This is a genomic window from Pseudomonas sp. Marseille-Q7302 (assembly GCF_965111925.1).
Map to the genome: position 1 here is coordinate 1,952,914 of NZ_CBCOPK010000001.1, position 23,234 is coordinate 1,976,147.

Below are 23,234 nucleotides of genomic sequence, written 5' to 3' on the forward strand. Positions count from 1 at the left end.
ATGTTATAATGTATCTTTAATGTGCCGAAGACATCCTGTCATCGGTGCTCCAGATCAGGAGAGCCTTCATGAGACCCGGTATCCATCCCAACTACCGTCCCGTGCTGTTCCATGACACCACGTCGGACACCTATTTCCTGATTCGCTCCACCGCCGAGAGCGACCGCACCCAGGAATACGAAGGTCAGACGTATCCCTACATCAGCCTCGACGTGTCCAGCGCCTCCCACCCGATCTACACCGGCGAGCAGCGTCAGATGAAGGTCGAAGGCCGCGTCTCGAGCTTCAACAAGAAGTTCGCCGGCTTCCCGGGTGGCAACAGCAAGTAAGCGTCCCACGAGCAGCGCGCCGACTCAGCGTGCGCTGCTGACCCCTTCGAGGGTGGCGAAGGAGGTGTCCTTGGCGGTCAGCAGGAAATCCTGCATGAAGGGCGCCTCCAGCATGTCTTCGCGGATCGCCGCATAGAGCGTCGCATAGAGTCCCTTCTCTCCCAGTCGGCGCGCCGTGACATAGCCGCGTGAGCTGTATTCGTGGATCGCCCAGTTGGGCAAGCAGCAGACCCCGCGACCCGACGCCACCAGTTGCAGCATCATCACCGTCATTTCCGCCGTGCGAATCGACAGCGGCTCGACATCGGCCGGATCGAGAAAGCGGGTGAAGATATCCAAGCGATCGCGTTCCACCGGATAGGTGATCTGGGTCTCCTGAGCGAGATCCCCGGGCACGATGAAGGGACGCTGTGCCAGTGGGTGTTGGTTGGCCACCGCCAGCAGGGCTTCGTAGGTGAACAGCGGCACGTAGGTGACGCCCGAAAGATCCACCGGATCGGCTGTCACCACTAGATCCAGATCGCCTCGGGCCAGGGCGGGCAAGGGGGCGAAGGAGAAACCGGAGGCCAGGTCCAGCTCCACTTCCGGCCAGGAATCACGAAATTGATCGATGGTGGGCATCAGCCACTGGAAGCAGCTGTGGCATTCGATGGCCATGTGCAGCCGTCCCGCCGTTCCGCCCACCAGTCGTGCCAGGTCCCGCTCGGCACTGCGCAAGTGGGGCAGTACCGCATCGGCGGTCTGCAGCAGCCGCAGGCCGGCACTGGTGAAGCGGATGGGCTTGGTCTTGCGAATGAACAGGGGGGTGCCCAGGCGCTCTTCCAGTTCCTTGAACTGGTGGGAGAGGGCGGATTGGGTCAGGTGCAGACGCTCGGCTGCTTCCACCAGGCTGGAGGATTCGCGGAGAGCATGCAGGGTTTTCAGGTGGCGAAGTTCGAACATGGCGCTGGCACTGGACATAAAGGCGCATCATGAAGACTTTTCATGGTGCTGCCTATGTTCTACCGCGCTTGGCAAGCTGTTGCAGTGTCTGGCGTTGTGGAGAACATGGCGATCCCTGAGCGGATAACCCGCTCAGGAAAAGCTTTCTTCAGGCAGCGTTGCTGTCCTTGGCGGCCTGAGCCGGTTCCGAATGCGCGAGGAAGTCTTCCAGCGCAGCCCGTTCGGCATCGGTGAATACCAGGCCCAGCTTGGTCCGCCGCCAGAGCACGTCATCGGCACTGGTGACCCACTCGTAGCGTTGCAGATATTCCACCTCGCGCACATGGAGATCAGCGCCCAGCACCGCACCCAGGTCCTCAATCGAGCGCGAATCACCCAGCAGGGTCCAGACGCGACTGCCATAGGTGGTCGCCCAGCGCTGCGCCAGGGCAGGCGTCAGGCCACTGACCTTGTCCAGCAATTCACGAGTCAGCGCCTGCGGCGTGGTCATGTTTTCGCCACCGGGCAGCGGTGCGGAGGCTGTCCAGCTGGTGCCGAGCTTGGGGAAGAAGGGCTGCAGCTGCGCCATTGCCGACTCGGCGAGCTTGCGGTAGGTGGTCAGCTTGCCACCGAATACCGACAGTAGTGGCGCGCCCTGTTCTTCAGCCAGCGACAGGGTGTAGTCGCGGGTGATGGCGGAAGGATTGTCCGACTCGTCGTCGCACAGCGGACGGACACCGGAGAAGGTGTGCAGGACATCGTCCCGGCTGAGTTGCTTGCGGAAGTGAGCATTGGCCACGCCCAGCACATAGTCGATTTCCTGATCGGTGATGGTCACCTTGGCCGGGTCGCCCTGGTATTCGCGATCCGTGGTGCCGACCATGGTGTACTGGCCCAGGTAGGGGATGGCGAAGACGATGCGGCGGTCTTCGTTCTGCATGATGTAGGCCTGGTCGCCTTCATACAGCTTGGGCACGATGACATGGCTGCCCTGGATCAGGCGGATGCCATAGGGCGACTTCTGCTGCAGGTCCTGGCGAATGAAGCTGGCGACCCAGGGGCCTGCCGCGTTCACCAGCGCCTTGGCACGAATCTGCCGACGGCCCTGAGGGCCCTCGATCTCGACGTCCCAATGACCGTCAACCCGACGGGCGCTGACGCAACGGGTACGGGTCACGATGTCGGCCCCCTTGTCGCGCGCCTGCATGGCGTTGAGCACTACCAGGCGGGCATCGTCCACCCAGCAATCGGAATATTCGAAGCCGCGCTTGATCTCGGCCTTGAGCGGTCCTTGCGCGTCGAACTTGAGGCCACGGGAGCCCGGCAGCTTTTCCCGCTTGCCCAGGTGGTCATAAAGGAAGAGGCCAGCACGGATCATCCAGGCCGGCCGCAGGTGCGGGCGGTGCGGCAGGACGAAGCGCATGGGCTTGACGATATGCGGCGCCTTGGCCAGCAACACCTCGCGCTCGGCCAGGGCTTCACGCACCAAGCGAAATTCGTGGTGTTCCAGATAGCGGAGGCCACCGTGGATCAGCTTGCTGCTGGCGGAAGAGGTGTGACTCGCCAGATCGTCGCGTTCACAGAGAAACACCGACAGTCCACGACCCGCTGCATCGGCCGCAATGCCTACGCCATTGATGCCACCACCGATGACGGCGAGATCGTAAGTCCGGGGAGTTGCAGTGGATGCCTGGGCCATGATGCCTCCTGTGAAACGAACATAATTATTCGGTTTCGAACATAATAGCCCAGCAAAAACACAGGTTCTAGCCAAGCCTGTGTCTTCAGACCGCCAAAACGAAAAAAAACGAATATTGAGGAGGGCGAGGCGACGAATGGTCGCCCCCTCGGACTAGTGCGAGCGTGCCACTTCCACCTTGACCTGCCACTCGCGCAGGCAGCGAGCGAAGGCGGGCGAGGGTTCCTGCTCGGTGAAGAGCTGGTCGATCTGTTCGAGGCTGCCCAGTCGAATCATGGCGTTGCGGCCGAATTTGCTGGAGTCGGCGGCGAGAAACACCTGGCGGGCGTTATGGATGATGGCCTGGGAGACGCAGACTTCCTGATAGTCGAAATCCAGCAGGGTGCCGTCCTCGTCGATGCCGCTGATGCCAACCAGGGCGTAGTCGACCTTGAACTGCTTGATGAAGTCAGCGGTAGCCTGACCCACCACGCCACCGTCACTGCGTACCTTGCCGCTGGCGATGAGGACGTCGAAATCGTCCTTAGCGCTGAGGATGTTGGCCACATGGAGGTTGTTGGTGATGATTTTGAGGCTGCGATGCCCGAGCAGGGCATGGGCGATGGCCTCGGTGGTGGTACCGATGTTGATGAAGAGCGAGGCGTGGTCGGGTACGGCGGCGGCCACGGCTTCGGCGATCAGGCGCTTTTCCTCGCGCATCTGACCGGCCCTCATGCTGTATTCGGTATTTTCCACGCTGGAATCATGGGCGGCGCCGCCATGGTAGCGTCGCAGCAGGCCGGCTTCGGCGAGCTGATTGATGTCACGACGGATCGTCTGGGGGGTCACGGAGAAATGCTGGGCCAGCTCTTCGATGCTGACGTAGCCACGCTCACGAACCAGTTCGAGAATCTGCTGTTGGCGAGGCGCCAGGCTCATTACGGCTTCCTTGAGGTGATCGAGTAAATTCACAGAGGATGCCGTAGGTCGTTCATAGTGGAAAGCGCTTGTCGCGCAAAGCAACACCGGCGTCGGAAGACGCCGGTCGTTTCGCTGTCAGTCGAGTGCCCAACCGCGGGTCCGCTCGACGGCTTTCTTCCAGCCCTTGTACAGGGTGTCTCTCTTGCTCGGGTCACAGGCCGGTTCGAAGACCCGCTCGATGGTGCTCTTGCTGCGCAACTCGTCCAGGCTGCTCCAGAAGCCGGTAGCGAGGCCGGCGAGATAGGCCGCGCCCAGGGCGGTGGTCTCCTTCATTTCCGGCCGCTCGACGCGAGTGCCGAGCACGTCCGCCTGGAATTGCATGAGGAAGTTGTTGGCGGTAGCGCCACCGTCCACGCGCAGCGACTTCAGGGCTTCACCGGCGTCCTGCTGCATGGCGTCCAGCACGTCGCGGGTCTGGAAGGCGATGGATTCCAGGGTGGCGCGGATGATGTGATCCACCTTGACGCCACGGGTCAGGCCGAACAGGGCGCCCCGGGCATAGGGGTCCCAGTAGGGTGCGCCCAGACCGGTGAAGGCCGGGACCAGGTAGACGCCGTTGCTGTCGGTCACCTTGGTGGCGAAGTACTCGGAGTCCAGGGAATCGTTGATCACCTTGAGTTCGTCGCGCAGCCATTGCACGGTGGAGCCGCCGTTGAAGATGGCGCCTTCCAGGGCATAGTTGACCTCGCCGCGGGGACCGCAGGCGATGGTGGTCAGCAGGCCGTGCTGGGACTGCACGGCCTTCTCGCCGGTGTTCATCAGCAGGAAGCAGCCGGTGCCATAGGTGTTCTTGGCCTGGCCTGGCTCCACGCACATCTGGCCGAACAGCGCCGCCTGCTGGTCACCGGCGATACCGGCGATCGGGATGCCGGTGGTCTGGGTGCTGCCCAGGTGCGCATGCCCATAGACCTCGGAAGACGACTTCACCTCCGGCAGCATCTCGCGCGGGATATCCAGCACCTCGAGCATGGTGGCATCCCACTCACGCTTGTGGATATCGAACAGCAGGGTGCGCGAGGCGTTGGTGTAGTCGGTCACATGGGCCTTGCCCTGGGTCATCTTCCAGATCAGCCAGGTGTCCACGGTGCCGAACAGCAACTCGCCACGGCGGGCGCGCTCGCGGCTGCCTTCCACGTGATCGAGGATCCACTTGATCTTGGTGCCCGAGAAATAGGGGTCGATCACCAGGCCCGTGGTCTTGCGGATATGGTCTTCCATGCCATCACGCTTGAGCTGGTCGCAGATCGCGGTGCTCTGGCGGCTCTGCCAGACGATGGCGTTGTAGATGGGACGGCCGGTGGTCTTGTCCCAGACGATGGCGGTTTCGCGCTGGTTGGTGATGCCGATGGCCGCGATCTGCTCGTTGCTGATGCTGGCCTGGGCCAGGGCCTCGACGAAGACGGCGCTCTGGGTTGCCCAGATTTCCATTGGATCATGTTCTACCCAGCCAGCCTGCGGATAGATCTGCGCGAATTCGCGCTGGGCGATGGTCACCACGTTGGCGTTGCGGTCCAGGACGATGGCGCGGGAGCTGGTAGTGCCCTGGTCGAGCGCGACGATGTACTGCTTGTTCTGGTCGGTCATGGTCGTGTTCCTTATTGTGATTCGCGGCGATCAGGACGCTTTGGAAGCGGAGTTCACTTCGGTACGGGAGCTTGCCTCGGCCTTGGCTGGAACATCGCAGGCACCCGAGGCCAGGCCGGGCAGGTGACGGCAGATCAGCGCCTTGTAACCAGCGGCGCCCAGGCAGGCACCGACGATGGGGCCGAAGATGGGTACCAGGAAGTAGGGGATGTCGCGGCCGCCGGTGAAGGCGATCTCACCCCAACCCGCGAAGAAGGTCATCAGCTTGGGTCCGAAATCCCGAGCCGGGTTCATGGCGAAACCGGTCAGCGGGCCCATGGAGCCGCCGATGACGGCGATCAGCAGACCGATCAGCAGAGGTGCAAGAGGACCGCGGGGCAGGCCGTTGCCGTCGTCGGTGAGGGCCATGATCATGGCCAGCAGAATGGCGGTGATGACGGCCTCGACCAGGAAGGCCTGACCGACCGACAGGGACGGATGGGGATAGGTCGAGAAGACACCGGCCAGCTCCAGGCTTGCCTGGCTGCCGCGGACCATGTGGTGCGCCTGTTCATAATCGAAAAACAGGCTGCTGTAGAGGCCGTAGACCAGCGCCGCGCCGCAGAAGGCACCGGCGACCTGGGCCAGGATGTAGGCCGGAACCTTGCGTCTTTCGAAGCCACCGAACAACCAGAGGGCGATGGTGACCGCCGGGCTCAGGTGCGCACCGGAAACACCGGCGGACAGATAGACCGCCATGCTCACGCCGACGCCCCAGATGATACTGATTTCCCACAGCCCAAGGGTGGCACCGCCGACTTTCGCCGCCGCCACGCAACCGGTACCGAAGAAGATGAGCAGGGCAGTACCGAGGAATTCGGCGATGCATTGACCGCGTAGAGTTGGAGCGAGAAGAGTACTCATGGGGGAGCCTCATGGTTGTTGTATTTATAGGTGGCCCTAGAGCCATTTGTTCGCAACCGAAAATCTAATTTCAAATATGAAAACTGTCAAAGCTCCTGAGCGCAAAAACAGTGACGACGTTCGACAATTCATTGCCAATGCGACGCCGCCTGCTACTTTGGTCATATAGGCCCGAGCGACAACCTGCCCGTTATCAGGTCTGAAGTAATGATGTCGCTGCCAGAGCCTGCCTGAGACCAGGTGCTTACGCGACCTCACGCCTGCTGTTCTTTCTTTCTGCCCAGGTAGCGCGCATGTCCCTAGAATTTCACCAGGTCGATGCCTTCACCGATCAACCCTTTCGTGGCAACCCTGCGGCCGTGTACCGCCTGGACAGCTGGCCTGCCGACGATCTGCTGCAACGGATCGCCACCGAGCACAACCTATCGGAAACCGCCTTCGTGGTGCGTGAGGGCGAGACCTGGCGGATCCGCTGGTTCACCCCGCGCGTTGAGGTGCCGCTGTGTGGCCATGCCACCCTGGCCGCTGCCCATGTGCTGTTCGAAAGCTATGGGGAAGCAGGCGATCGGCTGGAGTTCATCAGTCAGTCCGGTGTGTTGCGGGTGTTTCGCGAGGCCGAGGGGCTGCTGGCGCTCGATTTTCCGGCACTGGTCCCCTCGGAGCTGGGTGTGACCCCTGAGCTGGAGCGAGCCCTGCGAGTCTCGCCCGTGGATGCCCTGGCGGCTGACAAGCTGCTGGTGCTGCTGGAGTCGGAGGAGGCCGTGCGCGAGTGCAAGCCGGACCTGACCGCCATCGCCAGGCTGCCCTGGCAGGGCGTCATCGTCACTGCCCGGGGGCGGGACGTCGACTTCGTCTCGCGCTTCTTCGCGCCGGCAGTTGGTGTGGACGAAGATCCAGTCACCGGCTCGGCCCATTGCAGCCTGATCCCCTATTGGTCGCGACGGCTGGCCAAGCGCATGCTCACCGCACAACAGCTCTCGGCGCGGGGAGGTCAGCTCTGGTGTCGGCTCGACGGAGACCGGGTGAGTATTGCCGGACGCGCGGTCACCGTATTCAGGGGCCAGCTGCTGCTGTGAACCGGCCGCCTCGGATGCCTGGCGCATCCAAGGCGGCTAGCGTCCTCAGGCGTGCAGCGGCGGTGCGATGAGGAATTCGAGCAGCGCCTTCTGGGCGTGGAGGCGATTTTCGGCTTCGTCCCAGACCACGGCTCGGGGATCGTCCAGCAGGGTATGGCTGATCTCCTCGCCACGGTGGGCCGGCAGGCAGTGCATGAACAGCACGTCCTCGGCGGCGCCGTCGAGCAGTTCGGCATTGACCTGATAGGGCTTGAAGGCTGCCAGACGCAGGCGGGTTTCCTCTTCCTGCCCCATGGAGGTCCAGACGTCGGTACTGACGAGGTGCGCCTGGGCCACGGCCTCACGCGGATCCCGGGTCAGCTGAACCCGATCACCGGCGCGTTCGAGAAAGCGCGGATTGGGCTCATAGCCCTCCGGGCAGGCGATGCGCAGGGTGAAGTCGAGTTGCTCGGCCGCCTCGATGTAGCTGTTGCACATGTTGTTACCATCGCCGATCCAGGCCACGGTCTTGCCGCGGATGTCGCCCCGGTGTTCGAAGAAGGTCTGCATGTCCGCCAGCAGCTGGCAGGGATGCAGGTCGTCCGACAGGCCATTGATCACCGGTACCTGGGAGTTGGCCGCGAAGGTGGTCAGCATCTCGTGGGCATAGGTGCGGATCATCACGCCATCGAGCATGCTGGACATGACCCGGGCACTGTCCGGGACTGGCTCGCCGCGGCCGAGTTGGGTATCGCGGGAGGACAGGAAGATCGCCTGGCCGCCGAGCTGGATCATGCCGGCCTCGAAAGAGAGGCGGGTACGAGTCGAGGCCTTCTCGAAGATCATACCCAGGACGCGATTACGCAGGGGCTCGTGGAGCATGCCCTGGTTGCGCAACGCCTTGAGTTCGATGCCGCGTGCGATGAGTTGCCGGAGTTCCTCGGGGGAACAATCCATGAAAGAGAGAAAGTGGCGAACCGTCATTTCGTTACCCTAGCGTCCCGTCCCGGTAACGGCCACCCGTGAAGGGCGCGGCGAACCTGAGAGCATGCCGTTTTACACGGCGGAAAGACCAAAGGCGAAATGGTATAAGTTCATGTCGCATTTTACCACCATCGCACGCTGGCACCTTTTCAGGCCTGCCAACGCGCGGTGGGGTAGAGGTCGGGAGCACTCCGGACAAAGTGCTCCGGCAGGGCTTACAGCAGGTCAGCGGGAACGTTGCCGCCATTGTCGGCGAGTTTCTGCAGGACGGCCTTGTGCAGCCACATGTTCATCTCGGCAGAGTCGCTCATCTTGTCGGCAGGGCAGTTCAGTTCCTTGGCCAGTTCCTGGCGCGCGGTCAGGCTGCTGTCCAGGTCGAGGAGCTTGAGCAGGTCGACGATGGAGGTCTTCCAGTTGAGCTGTTCGCCTTTCTGGGCGGCCAGGCCGTCGAGCTTGGCGGCGACGTCTACCTGGCTCATGGGGGCGGCGCTGCCGGTCGAAGCCGGGTTGCCGGCGGGTGCGGCGGTATCGGTCGCGCCAGCGGTGGGGGCTGCGGCGGGGGTATCCGCGTGGGCTTCACCGATGCCGAGCTTCGAGAGGATCTTGCTGAACAGGCTCATGGAGTTCTCCTGGGGTCTTGGATCAGGCGCATCACGTGGCGCCTACCCTTAACCTGACCACAGCCTCGCCGCCAAAGTTTGCCAAGTGGCCTACCGAATCACCGCCGGCGGAGCGAACGGCCTTGAATGGGCGTGGTCGATTGGCAGGTCGAGCCGCGCCTGTTTCGGGCTGGACGTCGCGGAAATCCCGGCGTTCCACCGGCCTTTCCGTTACAATCGTCCCACCGTATTAGCGAGGTGCATCGTGGAAATCATCGATACCATCAAAGACCAGATTGCCAACAATCCTGTGCTGCTCTACATGAAGGGTTCGCCGAACGCGCCTCAGTGCGGCTTCTCTTCCCGTGCCGCTCAGGTACTGATGGCCTGTGGCGAAAAATTCGCCTATGTCGATATCCTGCAGAATCCGGAAATCCGCGCCAATCTGCCCAAGTACGCCAACTGGCCGACCTTTCCCCAGCTGTGGGTTGGCGGCGAGCTGGTCGGCGGCAGTGATATCCTGGCCGAGCTGTACGAGAAGGGTGAGCTGCAGACCCTGATCAAGCAGGCCGTGGAGCAGAAGGACGCCTGAGTCCTCCGCCACAAAAAAAGCCCGCATCATGCGGGCTTTTTCATGGGCGTCTGCTCGATCAATCGTCGTCGTGCATCTGCGACTGGATGTAGTTCTCGATCCCGACGCTGGCGATGAGGCTCAGCTGGGTTTCCAGCCAATCGATGTGCTCTTCCTCGGATTCGAGGATGCTCTTGAGCATGTCGCGGCTCACGTAGTCCCGCACGCTTTCACAGTAGGTGATGGCTTCACGCAGGTCAGCCACGGCGCTGATCTCCAGGCGCAGGTCGCACTGGATCATCTCCTGGGTGTTCTCGCCGATCATCAGCTTGCCCAGATCCTGCAGGTTGGGCAGGCCTTCCAGGAACAGGATGCGCTCGATCAGGCGATCGGCGTGCTTCATCTCGTCGATGGATTCCTTGTACTCGTGATGACCCAGCTTGCGGATACCCCAGTCGTTGTACATCCGCGAGTGCAGGAAATACTGGTTGATGGCCACCAGTTCGTTGCCGAGGATCTTGTTCAAATGCTGGATGACGGTGATATCGCCTTTCATGGCCGGACCTGCAAATCGGGTGGGATTGCCGGCAGTCTGAGCGTGGAAGGGCCCTTTGTCAAAAGCTTAAGTTGTTGAAAAATCGACGAAAATCGAACGGTAATCGAAAGCTTTTCCATCCTTTCCGTAAGCGTTTGATTAGACAATAAAAAAGCCGGACGCAAGGTCCGGCTTTTTTTGCAGGGATGTCGCTCAGGCGCGCGGGACGTCCAGGGCGTAGGCGAGCTGCTGGGCACCATGCAGCTCACCGAGGGTTTCCTTGACGACCTGCTTGGCGAGGCAGGCGCACTTGCCGCACTGGGTGGCGCAACCCGTGCTTTCCCGGACTTCCCGATAACTGCAGCAGCCTTCATAGATGGCTTCGCGAATATGCTTGTCGGTCACGCCACGGCAAAGACACACGTACATGGATCGCCTGCTGTATGAGTGGAGGTGCCGCCAAAGCTAATGACAATGAGAATGATTGTCAAAGTTGTAGGCGGCAAAATCTCATCAAAGGCCTTCTGGGCGACAGGCGGTTGTCAGATCAGTCCAGGTCGACCCAGCCGCCCATTTCTCGCCACCGATTGACGATGCCGCAAAACAGCTCGGCGGTCTTCTCGGTGTCGTAACGGGCCGAGTGGGCTTCACGATTGTCGAACTCGATGCCGGCCGCCTGGCAGGCCTTGGCCAGTACCGTCTGACCATAGGCCAGACCGGCCAGGGTGGCGGTATCGAAGCTGGAGAACGGGTGGAAGGGGTTGCGCTTCAGGCCGCAGCGCAGCACCGCGGCATTGAGAAAGCCCAGATCGAAGCTGCTGTTATGGCCGACCAGGATGGCTCTCTTGCAGCCGCTGGCCTTGAGCGACTTGCGTACACCCTTGAAGATCTCGCTCAGCGCCTGCTCTTCGCCCACTGCCATGCGCAGCGGATGGTCGAGCTTGATGCCGGTGAACTCCAGCGCCGCAGCTTCGATATTGGCGCCAGCGAAGGGCTCGACGCGGAAGAAATAGGTGTGATCCGGATAGAGCACTCCTTCCTCGTCCATGGCCACGGTGGTGGCGGCGATTTCCAGCAGGGCATCGGTGGCGGCGTTGAAGCCGCCGGTCTCGACGTCGATCACCACCGGCAGATAGCCGCGGAAGCGGCGCGCCATGGGGATGCGCGAGTCGGACATGGGCTGGCTGGCATCCAGTTCGTCGCTGAAGGTCTCATCCATGCTCATACGCTCACCTCCAGACGCCAGCGCAAGGTCTCGCCCGCGCGCAGGGGAACCACCTCGTGATCGCCAAAGGGGAGGGAGGCCGGCGCCTGCCAGTCCTCGCGCACCAGGGTCACGGTCTCGGTGTTGCGCGGCAGGCCATAGAAGTCAGGGCCGAAGTGGCTGGCGAAGCCTTCCAGGCGGTCGAGGGCGTCGCGGCTCTCGAAGGCTTCGGCATAGAGCTCGAGCGCACCGTAGGCGGTATAGCAGCCGGCACAACCGCAGGCCGCTTCCTTGGCGTGACGGGCGTGGGGCGCCGAGTCGGTGCCGAGGAAGAACTTGGGGTTGCCGCTGGTGGCGGCGTCCAGCAAGGCGCTCTGGTGGGTGTTGCGCTTGAGGATCGGCAGGCAATAGAAATGCGGCCGGATGCCGCCCACCAGCATGTGGTTGCGGTTGTACAGCAGGTGATGGACGGTGATGGTGGCACCCACGTTGGCCGGGGCCTCGCGCACGAAGGCAGCGGCGTCGCCCGTGGTGATATGTTCGAACACCACCTTCAGCGTCGGGAAGCGCTGGACGATACGCACCAGGTGCTCGTCGATGAATTTCTTCTCGCGGTCGAAGACGTCCACCTCGGCATGGGTGACCTCGCCATGCACCAGTAGCGGCAGGCCGATCTCAGCCATGGCTTCCAGGGTCGGGAAGAGATTGTCGAGGGAGGTGACCCCGGAATCGGAGTTGGTGGTGGCTCCGGCCGGATAGAGCTTGGCGGCATGCACGAAACCGCTGGCCTTGGCGCTGCGCACGTCTTCCGGGCTGGTGCGATCGGTGAGGTAGAGCACCATCAGCGGCTCGAAGCGGCTGCCCGCCGGACGTGCGGCCAGGATGCGCTCGCGGTAGTCGGCGGCCTGCTCGGCATTGCGCACCGGTGGTACCAGGTTGGGCATGACGATGGCGCGACCGAATTCGCGGGCGGCGTCGGCGACGGTCTGCGGCAGGGCGGCGCCGTCGCGCAGGTGAATGTGCCAGTCATCGGGACGGGCAAGGGTGATCCGGTCGGTCATGCGGGATTCCAGGCTGCGGGAAAGTGGGGAAATGCTACCGGAAAAGGGGGTAGCCGGCACCCGTGCAGCGGGATCGCGCTCAAGTTTTCCGCGCCCTTGACCGATATGAAGCCCAGGTACTTTTTTCTTTCCGGAGCTCGACGTGCGCTCGCGTTACCTCTTCCTTTCCTGTCTGCTGCTCTCCGTTCCGGCCTGGGGGATGACCTTCCAGAGTCGGCTCGAGAGCGTGGAGTGGAAGGTGGAGGGCGACATCTTCGCCTGTCGGCTGCTGCAGCCCATCCCGCGCTTCGGCAGCGGTGGTTTCCTGCGCCGCGCCGGCGAGGCCACGGTATTCGAGCTGCGCCCCAACGGTCAGTGGTTGCCAGTGGGCAGCGCCAGCCTCAAGGCCGCGGCGGTGCCCTGGAAGCCGGGCCTTGGCGACATCAGCCTCGGCTCGGTCAAGGTGGTGGAGGGGGAGCAGGCCCTGACGACCAGCGCGCAGCAGGCTCAGCGCCTGCTGGCGGGATTGATGGAAGGGCGCATGCCGCAGGTCAGTCGGCCGGGTGCCCTGGATGACCGCGTCGTGGTCCGGCTGCTGCCCGTGCACTTCGAGCCGGCCTACCAGCAGTTCCAGGCCTGTACCCAGAAGCTGCTGGCGGTCAACTTCGAGCAGATTCGCCATTCCCAGGTCGGCTTCCCGGGCGGTGGCGATACCCTGGACGACAGCGCCAAGGCCAAGCTCGATCTCATCGACGAGTACCTGAAGGCCGATCCAACGGTCAACCACGTCATCGTCTCGGGCTACAGCGACAACCAGGGCACCCGGCTGGACAATCGCCAGGAATCCCGGCTGCGTGCCATCGCCGTGATGGAGTACCTGAAGACCAAGGGCCTCCCCGCGGAGCAGATCGAGTTGCGCTTCTTTGGCGAGCAGTATCCACTCGCACCCAACAACAGCAAGACCAACCGGGCGCTCAACCGGCGCGTGACCCTGGTGTTCTCGCGAGTGCCGCCAAGCAGCGAGCCAGCGGCCGCGCCGACCACCAGTACCGCGGCCAATCCGAGTGAGCCACCGGCGCCGACCCCCGCCCCGCCAGCCAAGCCCAAGGGCTGATCCGCTGCAACCGCATGTCGCCCAGACATCAGAGTGCGTCGCGCCTCTGTAAAAGCGGCGATACCACCAGTAGAATTACCGCTTTCCGACTCAATGCAACACACGGGAGCGAACGGCATGGCGGATGTGAAGAAGGTAGTCCTGGCGTATTCCGGCGGCCTGGACACCTCGGTGATCCTCAAGTGGCTGCAGGATACCTATAACTGCGAAGTGGTGACCTTCACCGCTGACCTCGGCCAGGGCGAGGAAGTCGAACCGGCACGCGCCAAGGCCCAGGCCATGGGCGTCAAGGAAATCTACATCGACGACCTGCGTGAAGAGTTCGTCCGCGACTTCGTCTACCCGATGTTCCGCGCCAATACCGTCTACGAAGGCGAGTACCTGCTAGGTACGTCCATCGCCCGTCCGCTGATCGCCAAGCGCCTGATCGAGATCGCCAACGAGACCGGCGCCGATGCCATCTCCCACGGCGCCACCGGCAAGGGCAACGACCAGGTGCGCTTCGAGCTGGGCGCCTATGCGCTCAAGCCGGGCGTCAAGGTGATCGCCCCCTGGCGCGAGTGGGACCTGCTCTCCCGCGAGAAGCTGATGGACTACGCCGAAAAGCACCAGATCCCGATCGAGCGTCACGGCAAGAAGAAGTCGCCGTACTCCATGGATGCCAACCTGCTGCACATCTCCTATGAGGGTGGCGTGCTGGAAGACACCTGGACCGAGCACGAAGAAGACATGTGGCGCTGGACCAAGTCCCCGGAAGCCGCGCCGGACACCCCGACCTACATCGAGCTGACCTACCGCAATGGTGACATCGTCGCCATCGACGGCCAGGAGCTGAGCCCGGCCACCGTACTGGCCGAACTGAACCGCATCGGCGGCGAGAACGGCATCGGTCGCCTGGACATCGTCGAGAACCGCTATGTGGGCATGAAGTCCCGTGGCTGCTACGAGACCCCCGGTGGCACCATCATGCTCAAGGCGCACCGCGCCATCGAGTCCATCACCCTCGACCGCGAAGTGGCCCACCTCAAGGACGAGCTGATGCCCAAGTACGCCAGCCTGATCTACACCGGCTACTGGTGGAGTCCGGAGCGGCTGATGCTGCAGAAGATGATCGACGCCTCCCAGGCCAGCGTGAACGGCGTGGTACGCCTGAAGCTGTACAAGGGCAACGTCATCGTCGTCGGTCGCAAATCCGACGAGTCGCTGTTCGACGCCAACATCGCCACCTTCGAAGAAGACGGCGGCGCCTACAACCAGGCCGACGCGGCGGGCTTCATCAAGCTCAACGCCCTGCGCATGCGCATTGCCGCGGGCAAGGGTCGCACCCTGCTGTAAGGGTGGCGACGCCATGCGAAACCCCAGCCTAGGCTGGGGTTTTTTTATGGCTTACAGGTCGAAGTCGTACTCGGAGATCTGCCGCTTGAGTCGGCGTTCTTCGAGCATGTCGTCGATCAGGCGCCGCTTGGTCAGGTTGGTCTTGCTGACGACGGGTTCCACCGTTTCGGGCGCTTCGCCATCGCTCTCGAAATCGTCGTCTACATCGATATCGCTTTTGTCTTCGGCCATTGGTAACTCCTGCAAGGCTGGACAGGGTCACACGCCAGTCATCGACAGGGCTGCGGGACCTTTTCGCGCACCTTATAGCGACAAAGCAGGGGCTGGTAAAAAAGATTTTTTCAATCGCTGAAGGGCTTTGGTGAGCCCTTTTTCAATCGTCCGAGGTTTTTGCCTTGTATTCGCAGAGGTCCTCGATGCGGCAACTGCCACAGCGAGGCTTACGCGCCTGGCAGACGTAGCGGCCATGCAGGATGAGCCAGTGGTGGGCATCCAGCAGGTAATCCTTGGGCACCACCTTGAGCAGCTTGAGCTCGACCTCCACCACGTTCTTGCCAGGGGCCAGGTTGGTCCTGTTGCTGACCCGGAAGATGTGGGTATCCACCGCCATGGCGATCTGCCGGAAGGCCGTGTTGAGCACCACGTTGGCGGTCTTGCGACCGACCCCGGGCAGGGCTTCCAGGGCTTCGCGGGTCTGGGGTACCTCGCCGCCATGGCGCTCCAGCAGCAGCCGGCAGGTTTCGATGACGTTCTTGGCCTTGCCGTTGTAGAGGCCGATGGTCTTGATGTACTCCGACAGCCCTGCCACGCCCAGGTCAAGGATGGCCTGGGGCGTGTTGGCCACCGGATAGAGGCGCGCGGTGGCCTTGTTGACGCTGACGTCGGTGGCCTGGGCGGAAAGGATCACCGCGATCAGCAACTCGAAGGGCGAGGCATAGGCCAACTCCGTCTTGGGGTCGGGATTGTCCTCGTGCAGACGACGAAAGATTTCCAGGCGTTTGGCGGCGTTCATCGGGCGGTTCGCTCTTCGAGGGCGGCGAGATGAGAGGCGGCCTGCTGCGCGGCGCTGCCCAGCGCTTCGAGTTGCTCGCGCTGTTCGGCGGTGGGCGTGGCCCCAAAGGCGCGTTCGGCCCTGGTCAGCTGGGCACGCGCCAGGGTAGCGGCGATCCGCGCCTGCTTGAGGGCGGCGGGATCGGTAGCGGCCGTCGCCAGGGCAGGTGCGCTGGCAGTGACGGGCGCTTGCTGCGCCTTGTCCAGGGCCGCCTGGGCCTGCTGGGCGGCTTCACGCAACTGCTGTACCTGGGTTTCCAGTGCGGGCGTGCCGTATTGGACCAGTTGCCGTTCGGCCTTCTGCAGGGCGACACGCGCCATGGCGGCAGCGATCTTCAGCGGCTTGAGCGAGGATTCCGCCGTGGCGGGGGGCTCTGCAACCGTGGCGGTCGCAGGTGGCACCTGACGGCGCTGGCGCTCGGCGTCCAGCCGTTCGCGGTCCCGCTGCAGGCGTGCCTGGCGGGCGTCAAAGCGGCTGCGGTAGTACTGCGCGCGCTGACGTTCAGCCTGGCGATCGACCGGTGCCGGTACCGCCACCAGATCGATGCAGTCCACCGGACAGGGCGCCAGGCACAGCTCGCAACCACTGCATTCGCTTTGGATGACCGTGTGCATCAGCTTGGCCGCGCCGAGGATGGCGTCGGTGGGGCAGACCTGGATGCACTTGGTACAGCCGATGCACTCGGCTTCGCGAATCACCGCGCGCTGGCTGGGCGTGACCGGATAGGGCGAGTCCAGTGGCAGGGTCGGGCGCTGCAGCAGGGTGGAAAGCTCGACGATGGTGGCTGCACCCCCGGGCGGGCACTTGTTGTGCGCCTCGCCCGCGGCGATGCCGGCGGCATAGGGCTGGCAGCCGGGATGGCCGCACTTGCCGCACTGGGTCTGGGGCAGCAGGGCGTCGATGGCGGTGATGAGGGTAGCGTGGGCGTTCATGATCGAGGTCGGGCTGGGGGAAGAACGGCGCCCTGGGGCGCCGTCTCTGTCACATCACCCGCTGGCCGGGCTTGGCGCCGCTGTCAGGGCTGAGCAGATGGATCTCGCTGCCGCCAGGGCCGGCGGCCAGGACCATGCCTTCGGAGACGCCGAACTTCATCTTGCGCGGCGCCAGGTTGGCGACGTACAGGGTCAGGCGACCTTCGAGCTGACTCGGCTCCGGGTAGGCGCTCTTGATGCCGGAGAAGACGTTGCGCTTGGCATCGCCGATGTCCAGGGTCAGGCGCAGGAGCTTGTCGGCGCCTTCGACGAATTCGGCCTTTTCGATCAGGGCGATGCGCAGGTCGACCTTGGAGAAGGTGTCGAAATCAATGGTCTCGGCCAGCGGGGCCTTGGTCAGTTCGCCATTGCCGGCGGGCTGGGCAGTGGCCTGGGCGGCCAGGTCTTCCTTGGAAGCGTCGATCATGGTCTGCACCTTGGCGGGTTCGATGCGGGTGAGCAGGGGCTGGAAGGCATTGAGCTGATGATTGGCCAGGCGGGTGTCGAGGTCGGCCCAGGTCAGGGGGGCGACGTTGAGGAAGGCCTCGGCGGCGGCGGTCAGGTTGGGCAGTACCGGCTTGAGCAGGATCGCCAGCTGGCGGAACAGCTCGATGCCCTGGGCGCAGATGGCCTGGACTTCGTCGGCCTTGCCGTCCTGCTTGGCCAGGCTCCAGGGCGCCTTGTCGGCGATCCAGGCGTTGGCTCGGTCGGCCAGGGCCATGATCTCGCGCATGGCACGGCCGAAGTCACGGGTCTCGTAGGCCTCGGCGATGCTGGGCGTGGCGGCGCGGAAGGCGGCTTCCAGCTCGGGGGCGGCCTGGGCGTCCACCAGCAGGCCGGCGTTACCCTTGTGGATGAAGCCGGCGCAGCGGCTGGCGATGTTGACCACCTTGCCCACCAGGTCGGAATTGACCTTCTGCACGAAGTCCTCGAGGTTCAGGTCAATGTCCTCGACGTGGCGCGAGAGCTTGGCGGCGAAGTAGTAGCGCAGGTATTCGGGATTCAGATGATCCAGGTAGGTGCGCGCCTTGATGAAGGTGCCGCGGGACTTGGACATCTTCTGGCCGTCGACGGTAAGGAAACCGTGGACGTTCAGCGCCGTCGGCTTGCGGTAGCCGGCGCCTTCGAGCATGGCCGGCCAGAACAGCGCATGGAAGTTGACGATGTCCTTGCCGATGAAGTGGTACAGCTCGGCCGCGCTGTCCTTGGCCCAGTAGGCGTCGAAGTCCAGGTCGTCGCGACGGTCGCAGAGATTCTTGAAGCTGGCCATGTAGCCGATGGGCGCGTCCAGCCAGACATAGAAGTACTTGCCCGGGGCATCGGGAATCTCGAAGCCGAAGTAGGGCGCATCACGGGAGATGTCCCATTCCTGCAGCCCGGCGTCCAGCCATTCGGCGATCTTGTTGGCCACCGATTCCTGCAGGGCACCGCTGCGGGTCCAGCCCTTGAGCATCTCGGCGAAGTCGGGAAGCTTGAAGAAGAAGTGCTCGGATTCGCGCAGCACCGGGGTCGCGCCGGAGATGGCCGACTTGGGATCCTTCAGTTCGGTGGGCGCGTAGGTGGCGCCGCACTTCTCGCAGTTGTCGCCGTACTGGTCGGCGCTGCCACACTTGGGACAGGTGCCCTTGATGAAGCGGTCGGCCAGGAACATCTGCTTGTCCGGGTCGAAATACTGGGTGACCGGACGGGTGGCGATGTGGCCGTTCTCGCGCAGCTTCAGGTAGATGGCACGCGACAGCTCGCGATTCTCTTCCGCATGGGTGGAGTGGAAGTTGTCGAAGGCCACGCCGAAATCGGCGAAGTCGGCGCTGTGCTCGCGCTTGACGTTGTCGATCAGCTGCTCGGGCGTGATGCCCTCGCGCTCGGCGCGCAGCATAATGGCCGAGCCGTGGGCATCGTCGGCGCAGACATAGATGCACTGATTGCCGCGCAGCCGCTGGAAGCGGGCCCAGATGTCGGTCTGGATGTACTCGACCATGTGGCCGAGGTGGATGGAGCCGTTGGCGTAGGGCAGGGCGCTGGTGACGAGAATCTTGCGGGGCTCGGTCATGGTCTTGGCTGGATCGCGGCGCTGATAAGGTGACCGACCATCATAGCGAAATGGCCGGTCGGTTTCATCCGTAGGGATGGGCGTTGAAAAGCGCGAAGTCCTGCGCGCTAGCGCCAGGCAAGGCGGAAATTGCCAAAGAAGCACAGTTTACAACGGGTAAATGAGCATTCTGAGGCAGTTTCCAACGCCGGTCTGGCCGCCGCGCAGCAGACTTCGAGCATTCAGAGATCGGCCAGCTGCCAGTACAGGGCATTGACCATGGCCGCGCCCAGGGCGGCGCTGCGGGCACCGTTCCAGCCCACATCCGGACGGGGATCGTTGGCGTTGTCCTTGAAGGGCAGTTCCAGGGTCAGGGCCAGGCAGCCATGGGTATGGCCGACATACTTGGTGGCGAGCTTGAGGGTCTCGCTGCCGAAGTGACCACGGGGATAGCCGTACCGGGTCTGGAAGTCCGGGCTGGCACGCTGGAAGCGCTGCAGGAAGGCCTGTTGCTCGGCCTCTTCGCGCTCACTGAAGTTGGGCAGGCCATTGCAGCCGTCGACGAAGACATAGGGCAGCGCTTCGTCGCCGTGGATGTCGAGGAAGAGGTCGCAGCCGGTCGCGGCGATGGCGCGGCGCACCGCCAGGATCTCGGGGCTGCGCTCCTCGTCCGGCTCCAGCCATTCGCGGTTGAGGTTGGCACCGGCTGCGTTGGTGCGCAGATTGCCCAGGGCCGAACCGTCGGGATTCATGTTGGGCACCACGTGCAACACGGCGTGTTCCAGCAGCTTGGCGCCGACCGGGTCGCCCTGGTGGTGTTCGCCCAGGCCCAGCAGGCGGCGCAGCAGGCCTTCGACGAACCACTCGGCCATGGGCTCGCCGGGGTGCTGGCGGGCGATGATCCAGATGTTCTTCTTGCCGGCGCCCGGCGTGCCGATGCGCAACAGGTCCAGTGACCGGCCCAACAGCGAGCGACCGACGGTTTCCAGACGGACGGCAGGATGGCGTTGCGTTTCACCGACGAAGGCCAGGTGGCGGCTCTCCGGATAGGGCTCGAAGTAGGCGAAGAACAGACTGTCGTGATCGGGGGTGACGTCCCAGCTCAGGGTCTTGCCGTCGTAGCGGGTGGGAATGCGGAACCACTCCTGGCCACAATAGCTCGCGGCCACGCCATAGTCGCGCCAGCCCTCGGGGTAGGCGCACTCGCCGGCATTGGCGAAGCTCAGCCGGCAGGGCAGGCCGCGGGCGCCCTCCAGGCGGAAGTGGAACCACTGGGTGAAAGGCGAGGCGGTATCGGGACGGATGCGCAGGCGGATGTCGGCGGGGTCGGCCAGGGACAGCACCTCGACGGCACCGCTGTCGAAGGTGGAACTGATGTGCAGGGAAGGCTGGTTCACGCAGGGCTCCACGGGCTGGGGGCAAGCCGGAAGTGTAGCGCCGTGCGGATAGGCTTTACCAAGGACAGTGGGTAGCATAGGCCGCAGCTTCTCTTTCCTATCCGTCGTTTCCGGGAGTCTGCATGACCGCTCCGACTCGCGAGGCCATCGAGGCCGCGCTGCGCCAGTATCACGATCCCTATCTCGAACAGGACCTGCTCAGCGCCGGCGCCCTGCGCGACCTCGCGCTGGACGGTGGCCGCGTACGGGCCCGCTTCGAGCTGGGCTATGCCGCCGGATTGTTCAAGGGCGGCCTGGCCCAGGTGCTCAAGACCGCACTGGAGAACGTGCCCGGGGTCGAGACCGCCGAGGTCCAGATCGATTGCCAGATCGCCCCTCACGCGGCCCAGCCGCAGCTGGACGCCATGGGCAACGTCAAGAACATCATCGCCGTGGCTTCCGGCAAGGGTGGCGTGGGCAAGTCCACCACCGCCGCCAACCTGGCGCTGGCCTTGGCCCGCGAAGGCGCCCGGGTCGGCGTGCTGGACGCCGACATCTATGGCCCCAGCCAGGGGATCATGTTCGGCTTCGCCGAGGGTACCCGTCCCGAAGTGCGCGATGAAAAGTGGTTCATCCCGCTGCAGGCGCATGGGGTCGAGGTCATGTCCATGGCCTTCCTGACCAATGACAAGACCCCGGTGGCCTGGCGTGGCCCGATGGTCTCCGGCGCCCTGATCCAGCTGATCACCCAGACCGCCTGGAACGACCTCGACTACCTGGTGATCGACATGCCGCCCGGCACTGGCGATATCCAGCTGACCCTGGCGCAGAAGGTGCCGGTGGCCGGCGCGGTGATCGTCACCACGCCCCAGGATCTGGCCCTGCTGGATGCCAGGAAGGGCGTAGAAATGTTCCAGAAGGTCAACATCCCGGTGCTCGGGGTGGTGGAGAACATGGCCGTGCACATCTGCTCCAACTGCGGTCATGCCGAACACCTGTTCGGCGAAGGCGGCGGCAGCAAGCTGGCCGAGCAGTACGGCGTGGATCTCCTGGCTTCCCTGCCGCTGGCCATGGCCATCCGCGAGCAGGCCGACGCCGGACGTCCCACCGCCATCGCCGATCCCGACAGCCAGATCGCGCTGATCTACCAGGAACTGGCACGCAAGGTCGGGGCCCGCATCGCCTTGGGCGACCAGGCTGGAGGCGGCATGCCAACCATCACCGTCAGCGACGACTGATTTCGTCCGGTCGTCTTTGAGACCGCGCGGCTATCCACTAGAATGCGCGGTCAATTTTTTCACCCCCGGAGCAAGACCTGCCATGAGCATCAAATCGGACAAGTGGATTCGCCGCATGGCCCAGGAGCACGGCATGATCGAGCCCTTCGTCGAGCGCCAGATGCGCGGCGCGGACGACAGCCGGGTGATTTCCTACGGGGTGTCCAGCTACGGCTACGACGTGCGCTGCGCCAACGAATTCAAGGTCTTCACCAACATCCATTCGGCGGTGGTGGACCCGAAGAATTTCGACGACAAGAGCTTCGTCGACGTGGTCAGCGATGTCTGCATCATCCCGCCGAACTCCTTCGCCCTGGCGCGCACCGTGGAATACTTCCGTATCCCCCGTGACGTCCTGACCATCTGCCTGGGCAAGAGCACCTATGCCCGCTGCGGCATCATCGTCAACGTCACCCCGCTGGAGCCTGAGTGGGAAGGCCACGTCACCCTGGAGTTTTCCAACACCACGACGCTGCCGGCCAAGATCTACGCCAACGAGGGCGTGGCCCAGATGCTGTTCCTGCAATCCGACGAGGCCTGCGAGGTCTCCTACAAGGATCGCGGTGGCAAGTACCAGGGCCAGCGCGGCGTGACCCTGCCGCGCGCCTGATCCGCGCGTCCGTCCTGGAAGCCGCCCTTGGGCGGCTTTCCTGTTTCCGGGACTCAAGAACTGGCGTCAGCCGCCGATAGCCTGTGACCTGACTTATCTTTGGAGTGGACTTTCCATGGCTGGCATTCTCGACACCGTCGATCAACGCACTCAGCTGGTTGGCGAGAACCGTCTGGAAATTCTCATGTTCCAGCTGTCCAGCCGGCAGATGTTCGCCATCAACGTGTTCAAGGTGCAGGAGGTGCTCAAGCTCCCGCGCCTGACCCAGATGCCAAAGCGCCACCCCATGATCTGCGGCGTCGTCCACCTGCGGGGTCAGACCCTGCCCGTGATCGATCTGGCCGCGGCCATCGGCATGCGACCGATCACGCCCGACGAAAACAGCACCATCATCGTCACCGAGTACAACCGCTCGGTGCAGGCCTTCCTGGTGGGTAGCGTCGATCGCATCATCAACCTCAACTGGGACAGCATCCAGGCGCCGCCCGGCGGCGCCGGACGCCAGCACTACCTGACCGCCATCACCCGCATCGAAGACCGGCTGGTGGAAGTGATCGACGTGGAAAAGGTGCTGGCGGAGATCGCCCCCTATAACGTCAAGGTCTCCCAGGAACGCCTCGCCGATCCGCTGCTGGCCAAGGCTCGCGGCCGTGAGGTGCTGCTGGTGGACGACTCCAGCACGGCCATCGGCCAGCTGCGCGACACCCTGGTGCAGCTGGATCTGAAATTCCACGTGGCCACCGATGGCCTGCAGGCCCTGCGCAAGCTCAAGGCCTGGGCCGACGAGGGCGTGGTGCTGACCGAGAAGCTGCTGATGGTGCTCACCGATGCCGAGATGCCGGAAATGGACGGCTACCGCCTGACCACCGAGATCCGCCAGGATCCGCGCCTCGCCGATCTCTATGTGGTGTTGCACACCTCGTTGTCCGGCAGCTTCAACGAAGCCATGGTGAAGAAGGTGGGCTGCAACGCCTTCCTCTCCAAGTTCCAGCCCGATCAACTGGTCGAGGAAGTGCGCCGGCGCCTGGCGCTGGCCGAGGAGTAATCCCCGCGGTTTCGCCGCTCCGGCGCCTCCCTTACACTGGCG

At 63.7% G+C, this 23,234-nt stretch carries 24 protein-coding genes; 8 read left to right on the forward strand and 16 right to left on the reverse strand.

Annotated features, from left to right (window positions below; genetic code table 11):
* The first annotated feature begins 68 nt into the window (after positions 1–68).
* Complete coding sequence (locus tag ACWPW1_RS09080) at positions 69–329, forward strand: type B 50S ribosomal protein L31 (protein ID WP_059314409.1); 261 nt, start codon at positions 69–71, stop codon at positions 327–329.
* A 24-nt stretch (positions 330–353) separates the two neighbouring features.
* Here the strand turns inward: ACWPW1_RS09080 and metR are convergent, their stop codons facing one another.
* From metR to ACWPW1_RS09105, 5 genes are all read right to left on the reverse strand, one after another.
* Positions 354–1,271 (reverse strand): transcriptional regulator MetR, encoded by a 918-nt coding sequence (metR, locus tag ACWPW1_RS09085; RefSeq protein WP_323148952.1) that lies wholly within the window; start codon positions 1,269–1,271, stop codon positions 354–356.
* 148 nt (positions 1,272–1,419) lie between these two features.
* On the reverse strand, positions 1,420–2,949 hold the full coding sequence (glpD, locus tag ACWPW1_RS09090) for a glycerol-3-phosphate dehydrogenase (RefSeq protein WP_454252831.1): 1,530 nt from the start codon (positions 2,947–2,949) through the stop codon (positions 1,420–1,422).
* Positions 2,950–3,102: 153 nt separating this feature from the next.
* On the reverse strand, positions 3,103–3,867 hold the full coding sequence (locus ACWPW1_RS09095) for a DeoR/GlpR family DNA-binding transcription regulator (protein WP_454252832.1): 765 nt from the start codon (positions 3,865–3,867) through the stop codon (positions 3,103–3,105).
* A 117-nt stretch (positions 3,868–3,984) separates the two neighbouring features.
* The gene (gene glpK / locus ACWPW1_RS09100) at positions 3,985–5,493 is read right to left on the reverse strand and encodes a glycerol kinase GlpK (protein WP_059314412.1); all 1,509 of its coding nucleotides are present in this window, start codon (positions 5,491–5,493) and stop codon (positions 3,985–3,987) included.
* Positions 5,494–5,523: 30 nt separating this feature from the next.
* A complete protein-coding gene (locus ACWPW1_RS09105; protein ID WP_059314413.1) occupies positions 5,524–6,396 on the reverse strand; it encodes an MIP/aquaporin family protein in 873 nt (290 codons plus the stop codon).
* A 293-nt stretch (positions 6,397–6,689) separates the two neighbouring features.
* Here ACWPW1_RS09105 and ACWPW1_RS09110 point away from each other — a divergent pair, with 293 nt between their 5' ends.
* Positions 6,690–7,472, forward strand: a complete 783-nt coding sequence (locus ACWPW1_RS09110) for a PhzF family phenazine biosynthesis protein (protein WP_059314414.1) — start codon at positions 6,690–6,692, stop codon at positions 7,470–7,472.
* A 45-nt stretch (positions 7,473–7,517) separates the two neighbouring features.
* On the opposite strand, the gene argF is transcribed toward ACWPW1_RS09110, so the two are convergent.
* Both argF and ACWPW1_RS09120 read right to left on the reverse strand, forming a co-directional pair.
* A complete protein-coding gene (argF, locus tag ACWPW1_RS09115; RefSeq protein WP_059314415.1) occupies positions 7,518–8,435 on the reverse strand; it encodes an ornithine carbamoyltransferase in 918 nt (305 codons plus the stop codon).
* 215 nt (positions 8,436–8,650) lie between these two features.
* Positions 8,651–9,055 carry a DUF3597 domain-containing protein gene (locus ACWPW1_RS09120; RefSeq protein WP_059314416.1) on the reverse strand — a complete coding sequence of 135 codons (405 nt, stop codon included), beginning with the start codon at positions 9,053–9,055 and terminating at the stop codon, positions 8,651–8,653.
* A gap of 244 nt (positions 9,056–9,299) precedes the next feature.
* Between ACWPW1_RS09120 and grxD the strand changes: the two genes are divergently transcribed.
* A complete protein-coding gene (gene grxD / locus ACWPW1_RS09125) occupies positions 9,300–9,626 on the forward strand; it encodes a Grx4 family monothiol glutaredoxin (protein WP_059314417.1) in 327 nt (108 codons plus the stop codon).
* 58 nt (positions 9,627–9,684) lie between these two features.
* On the opposite strand, the gene bfr is transcribed toward grxD, so the two are convergent.
* The 4 genes from bfr to pyrC form a co-directional block, all read right to left on the reverse strand.
* Positions 9,685–10,161: a bacterioferritin gene (gene bfr / locus ACWPW1_RS09130; RefSeq protein WP_017640309.1), complete on the reverse strand. Its 477-nt coding sequence runs from the start codon at positions 10,159–10,161 to the stop codon at positions 9,685–9,687.
* A gap of 192 nt (positions 10,162–10,353) precedes the next feature.
* On the reverse strand, positions 10,354–10,569 hold the full coding sequence (locus ACWPW1_RS09135) for a bacterioferritin-associated ferredoxin (protein WP_026083759.1): 216 nt from the start codon (positions 10,567–10,569) through the stop codon (positions 10,354–10,356).
* Between the two features lie 118 nt (positions 10,570–10,687).
* The gene (gene rnt / locus ACWPW1_RS09140) at positions 10,688–11,359 is read right to left on the reverse strand and encodes a ribonuclease T (protein ID WP_420480510.1); all 672 of its coding nucleotides are present in this window, start codon (positions 11,357–11,359) and stop codon (positions 10,688–10,690) included.
* A gap of 2 nt (positions 11,360–11,361) precedes the next feature.
* The gene (gene pyrC, locus ACWPW1_RS09145) at positions 11,362–12,405 is read right to left on the reverse strand and encodes a dihydroorotase (protein ID WP_434776301.1); all 1,044 of its coding nucleotides are present in this window, start codon (positions 12,403–12,405) and stop codon (positions 11,362–11,364) included.
* Between the two features lie 142 nt (positions 12,406–12,547).
* Between pyrC and ACWPW1_RS09150 the strand changes: the two genes are divergently transcribed.
* Both ACWPW1_RS09150 and ACWPW1_RS09155 read left to right on the forward strand, forming a co-directional pair.
* On the forward strand, positions 12,548–13,498 hold the full coding sequence (locus ACWPW1_RS09150) for a flagellar protein MotY (protein WP_454252833.1): 951 nt from the start codon (positions 12,548–12,550) through the stop codon (positions 13,496–13,498).
* A 117-nt stretch (positions 13,499–13,615) separates the two neighbouring features.
* Positions 13,616–14,833: an argininosuccinate synthase gene (locus tag ACWPW1_RS09155; RefSeq protein ID WP_454252834.1), complete on the forward strand. Its 1,218-nt coding sequence runs from the start codon at positions 13,616–13,618 to the stop codon at positions 14,831–14,833.
* 51 nt (positions 14,834–14,884) lie between these two features.
* Here ACWPW1_RS09155 and ACWPW1_RS09160 read toward each other — a convergent pair whose 3' ends face one another.
* The 5 genes from ACWPW1_RS09160 to ACWPW1_RS09180 all read right to left on the reverse strand — a co-directional run bounded on the left by ACWPW1_RS09160 (position 14,885) and on the right by ACWPW1_RS09180 (position 20,281).
* Complete coding sequence (locus tag ACWPW1_RS09160) at positions 14,885–15,064, reverse strand: PA3496 family putative envelope integrity protein (RefSeq protein WP_059314422.1); 180 nt, start codon at positions 15,062–15,064, stop codon at positions 14,885–14,887.
* Positions 15,065–15,206: 142 nt separating this feature from the next.
* Complete coding sequence (nth, locus tag ACWPW1_RS09165) at positions 15,207–15,845, reverse strand: endonuclease III (RefSeq protein WP_313648901.1); 639 nt, start codon at positions 15,843–15,845, stop codon at positions 15,207–15,209.
* A complete protein-coding gene (locus tag ACWPW1_RS09170) occupies positions 15,842–16,816 on the reverse strand; it encodes an RnfABCDGE type electron transport complex subunit B (protein WP_434776304.1) in 975 nt (324 codons plus the stop codon). The genes nth and ACWPW1_RS09170 overlap by 4 nt, the downstream gene beginning before the upstream one ends.
* 49 nt (positions 16,817–16,865) lie before the next feature.
* Entirely contained in the window at positions 16,866–18,905 is a 2,040-nt protein-coding gene (metG, locus tag ACWPW1_RS09175; RefSeq protein ID WP_434776305.1) for a methionine--tRNA ligase, read from the reverse strand.
* Positions 18,906–19,126: 221 nt separating this feature from the next.
* Positions 19,127–20,281 (reverse strand): M14 family metallopeptidase, encoded by a 1,155-nt coding sequence (locus ACWPW1_RS09180; protein ID WP_454252835.1) that lies wholly within the window; start codon positions 20,279–20,281, stop codon positions 19,127–19,129.
* A gap of 122 nt (positions 20,282–20,403) precedes the next feature.
* Here ACWPW1_RS09180 and apbC point away from each other — a divergent pair, with 122 nt between their 5' ends.
* The 3 genes from apbC to ACWPW1_RS09195 all read left to right on the forward strand — a co-directional run bounded on the left by apbC (position 20,404) and on the right by ACWPW1_RS09195 (position 23,192).
* Positions 20,404–21,498 carry an iron-sulfur cluster carrier protein ApbC gene (apbC, locus tag ACWPW1_RS09185; protein ID WP_454252836.1) on the forward strand — a complete coding sequence of 365 codons (1,095 nt, stop codon included), beginning with the start codon at positions 20,404–20,406 and terminating at the stop codon, positions 21,496–21,498.
* Between the two features lie 82 nt (positions 21,499–21,580).
* Positions 21,581–22,147, forward strand: a complete 567-nt coding sequence (dcd, locus tag ACWPW1_RS09190) for a dCTP deaminase (RefSeq protein ID WP_007162761.1) — start codon at positions 21,581–21,583, stop codon at positions 22,145–22,147.
* 115 nt (positions 22,148–22,262) lie between these two features.
* Entirely contained in the window at positions 22,263–23,192 is a 930-nt protein-coding gene (locus ACWPW1_RS09195; RefSeq protein WP_017640322.1) for a chemotaxis protein CheV, read from the forward strand.
* The last annotated feature ends 42 nt before the right edge of the window (positions 23,193–23,234 follow it).

Bases quoted from the DNA above. Each gene is read 5' to 3' on its own strand.
- ACWPW1_RS09080 (WP_059314409.1), top strand. From the start codon at position 69: ATGAGACCCGGTATCCATCCCAACTACCGTCCCGTGCTGTTCCATGAC.
- metR (WP_323148952.1), bottom strand. From the start codon at position 1,271: ATGTTCGAACTTCGCCACCTGAAAACCCTGCATGCTCTCCGCGAATCC.
- glpD (WP_454252831.1), bottom strand. From the start codon at position 2,949: ATGGCCCAGGCATCCACTGCAACTCCCCGGACTTACGATCTCGCCGTC.
- ACWPW1_RS09095 (WP_454252832.1), bottom strand. From the start codon at position 3,867: ATGAGCCTGGCGCCTCGCCAACAGCAGATTCTCGAACTGGTTCGTGAG.
- glpK (WP_059314412.1), bottom strand. From the start codon at position 5,493: ATGACCGACCAGAACAAGCAGTACATCGTCGCGCTCGACCAGGGCACT.
- ACWPW1_RS09105 (WP_059314413.1), bottom strand. From the start codon at position 6,396: ATGAGTACTCTTCTCGCTCCAACTCTACGCGGTCAATGCATCGCCGAA.
- ACWPW1_RS09110 (WP_059314414.1), top strand. From the start codon at position 6,690: ATGTCCCTAGAATTTCACCAGGTCGATGCCTTCACCGATCAACCCTTT.
- argF (WP_059314415.1), bottom strand. From the start codon at position 8,435: ATGACGGTTCGCCACTTTCTCTCTTTCATGGATTGTTCCCCCGAGGAA.
- ACWPW1_RS09120 (WP_059314416.1), bottom strand. From the start codon at position 9,055: ATGAGCCTGTTCAGCAAGATCCTCTCGAAGCTCGGCATCGGTGAAGCC.
- bfr (WP_017640309.1), bottom strand. From the start codon at position 10,161: ATGAAAGGCGATATCACCGTCATCCAGCATTTGAACAAGATCCTCGGC.
- ACWPW1_RS09135 (WP_026083759.1), bottom strand. From the start codon at position 10,569: ATGTACGTGTGTCTTTGCCGTGGCGTGACCGACAAGCATATTCGCGAA.
- rnt (WP_420480510.1), bottom strand. From the start codon at position 11,359: ATGGATGAGACCTTCAGCGACGAACTGGATGCCAGCCAGCCCATGTCC.
- pyrC (WP_434776301.1), bottom strand. From the start codon at position 12,405: ATGACCGACCGGATCACCCTTGCCCGTCCCGATGACTGGCACATTCAC.
- ACWPW1_RS09155 (WP_454252834.1), top strand. From the start codon at position 13,616: ATGGCGGATGTGAAGAAGGTAGTCCTGGCGTATTCCGGCGGCCTGGAC.
- ACWPW1_RS09160 (WP_059314422.1), bottom strand. From the start codon at position 15,064: ATGGCCGAAGACAAAAGCGATATCGATGTAGACGACGATTTCGAGAGC.
- nth (WP_313648901.1), bottom strand. From the start codon at position 15,845: ATGAACGCCGCCAAACGCCTGGAAATCTTTCGTCGTCTGCACGAGGAC.
- ACWPW1_RS09170 (WP_434776304.1), bottom strand. From the start codon at position 16,816: ATGAACGCCCACGCTACCCTCATCACCGCCATCGACGCCCTGCTGCCC.
- metG (WP_434776305.1), bottom strand. From the start codon at position 18,905: ATGACCGAGCCCCGCAAGATTCTCGTCACCAGCGCCCTGCCCTACGCC.
- apbC (WP_454252836.1), top strand. From the start codon at position 20,404: ATGACCGCTCCGACTCGCGAGGCCATCGAGGCCGCGCTGCGCCAGTAT.
- dcd (WP_007162761.1), top strand. From the start codon at position 21,581: ATGAGCATCAAATCGGACAAGTGGATTCGCCGCATGGCCCAGGAGCAC.
- ACWPW1_RS09195 (WP_017640322.1), top strand. From the start codon at position 22,263: ATGGCTGGCATTCTCGACACCGTCGATCAACGCACTCAGCTGGTTGGC.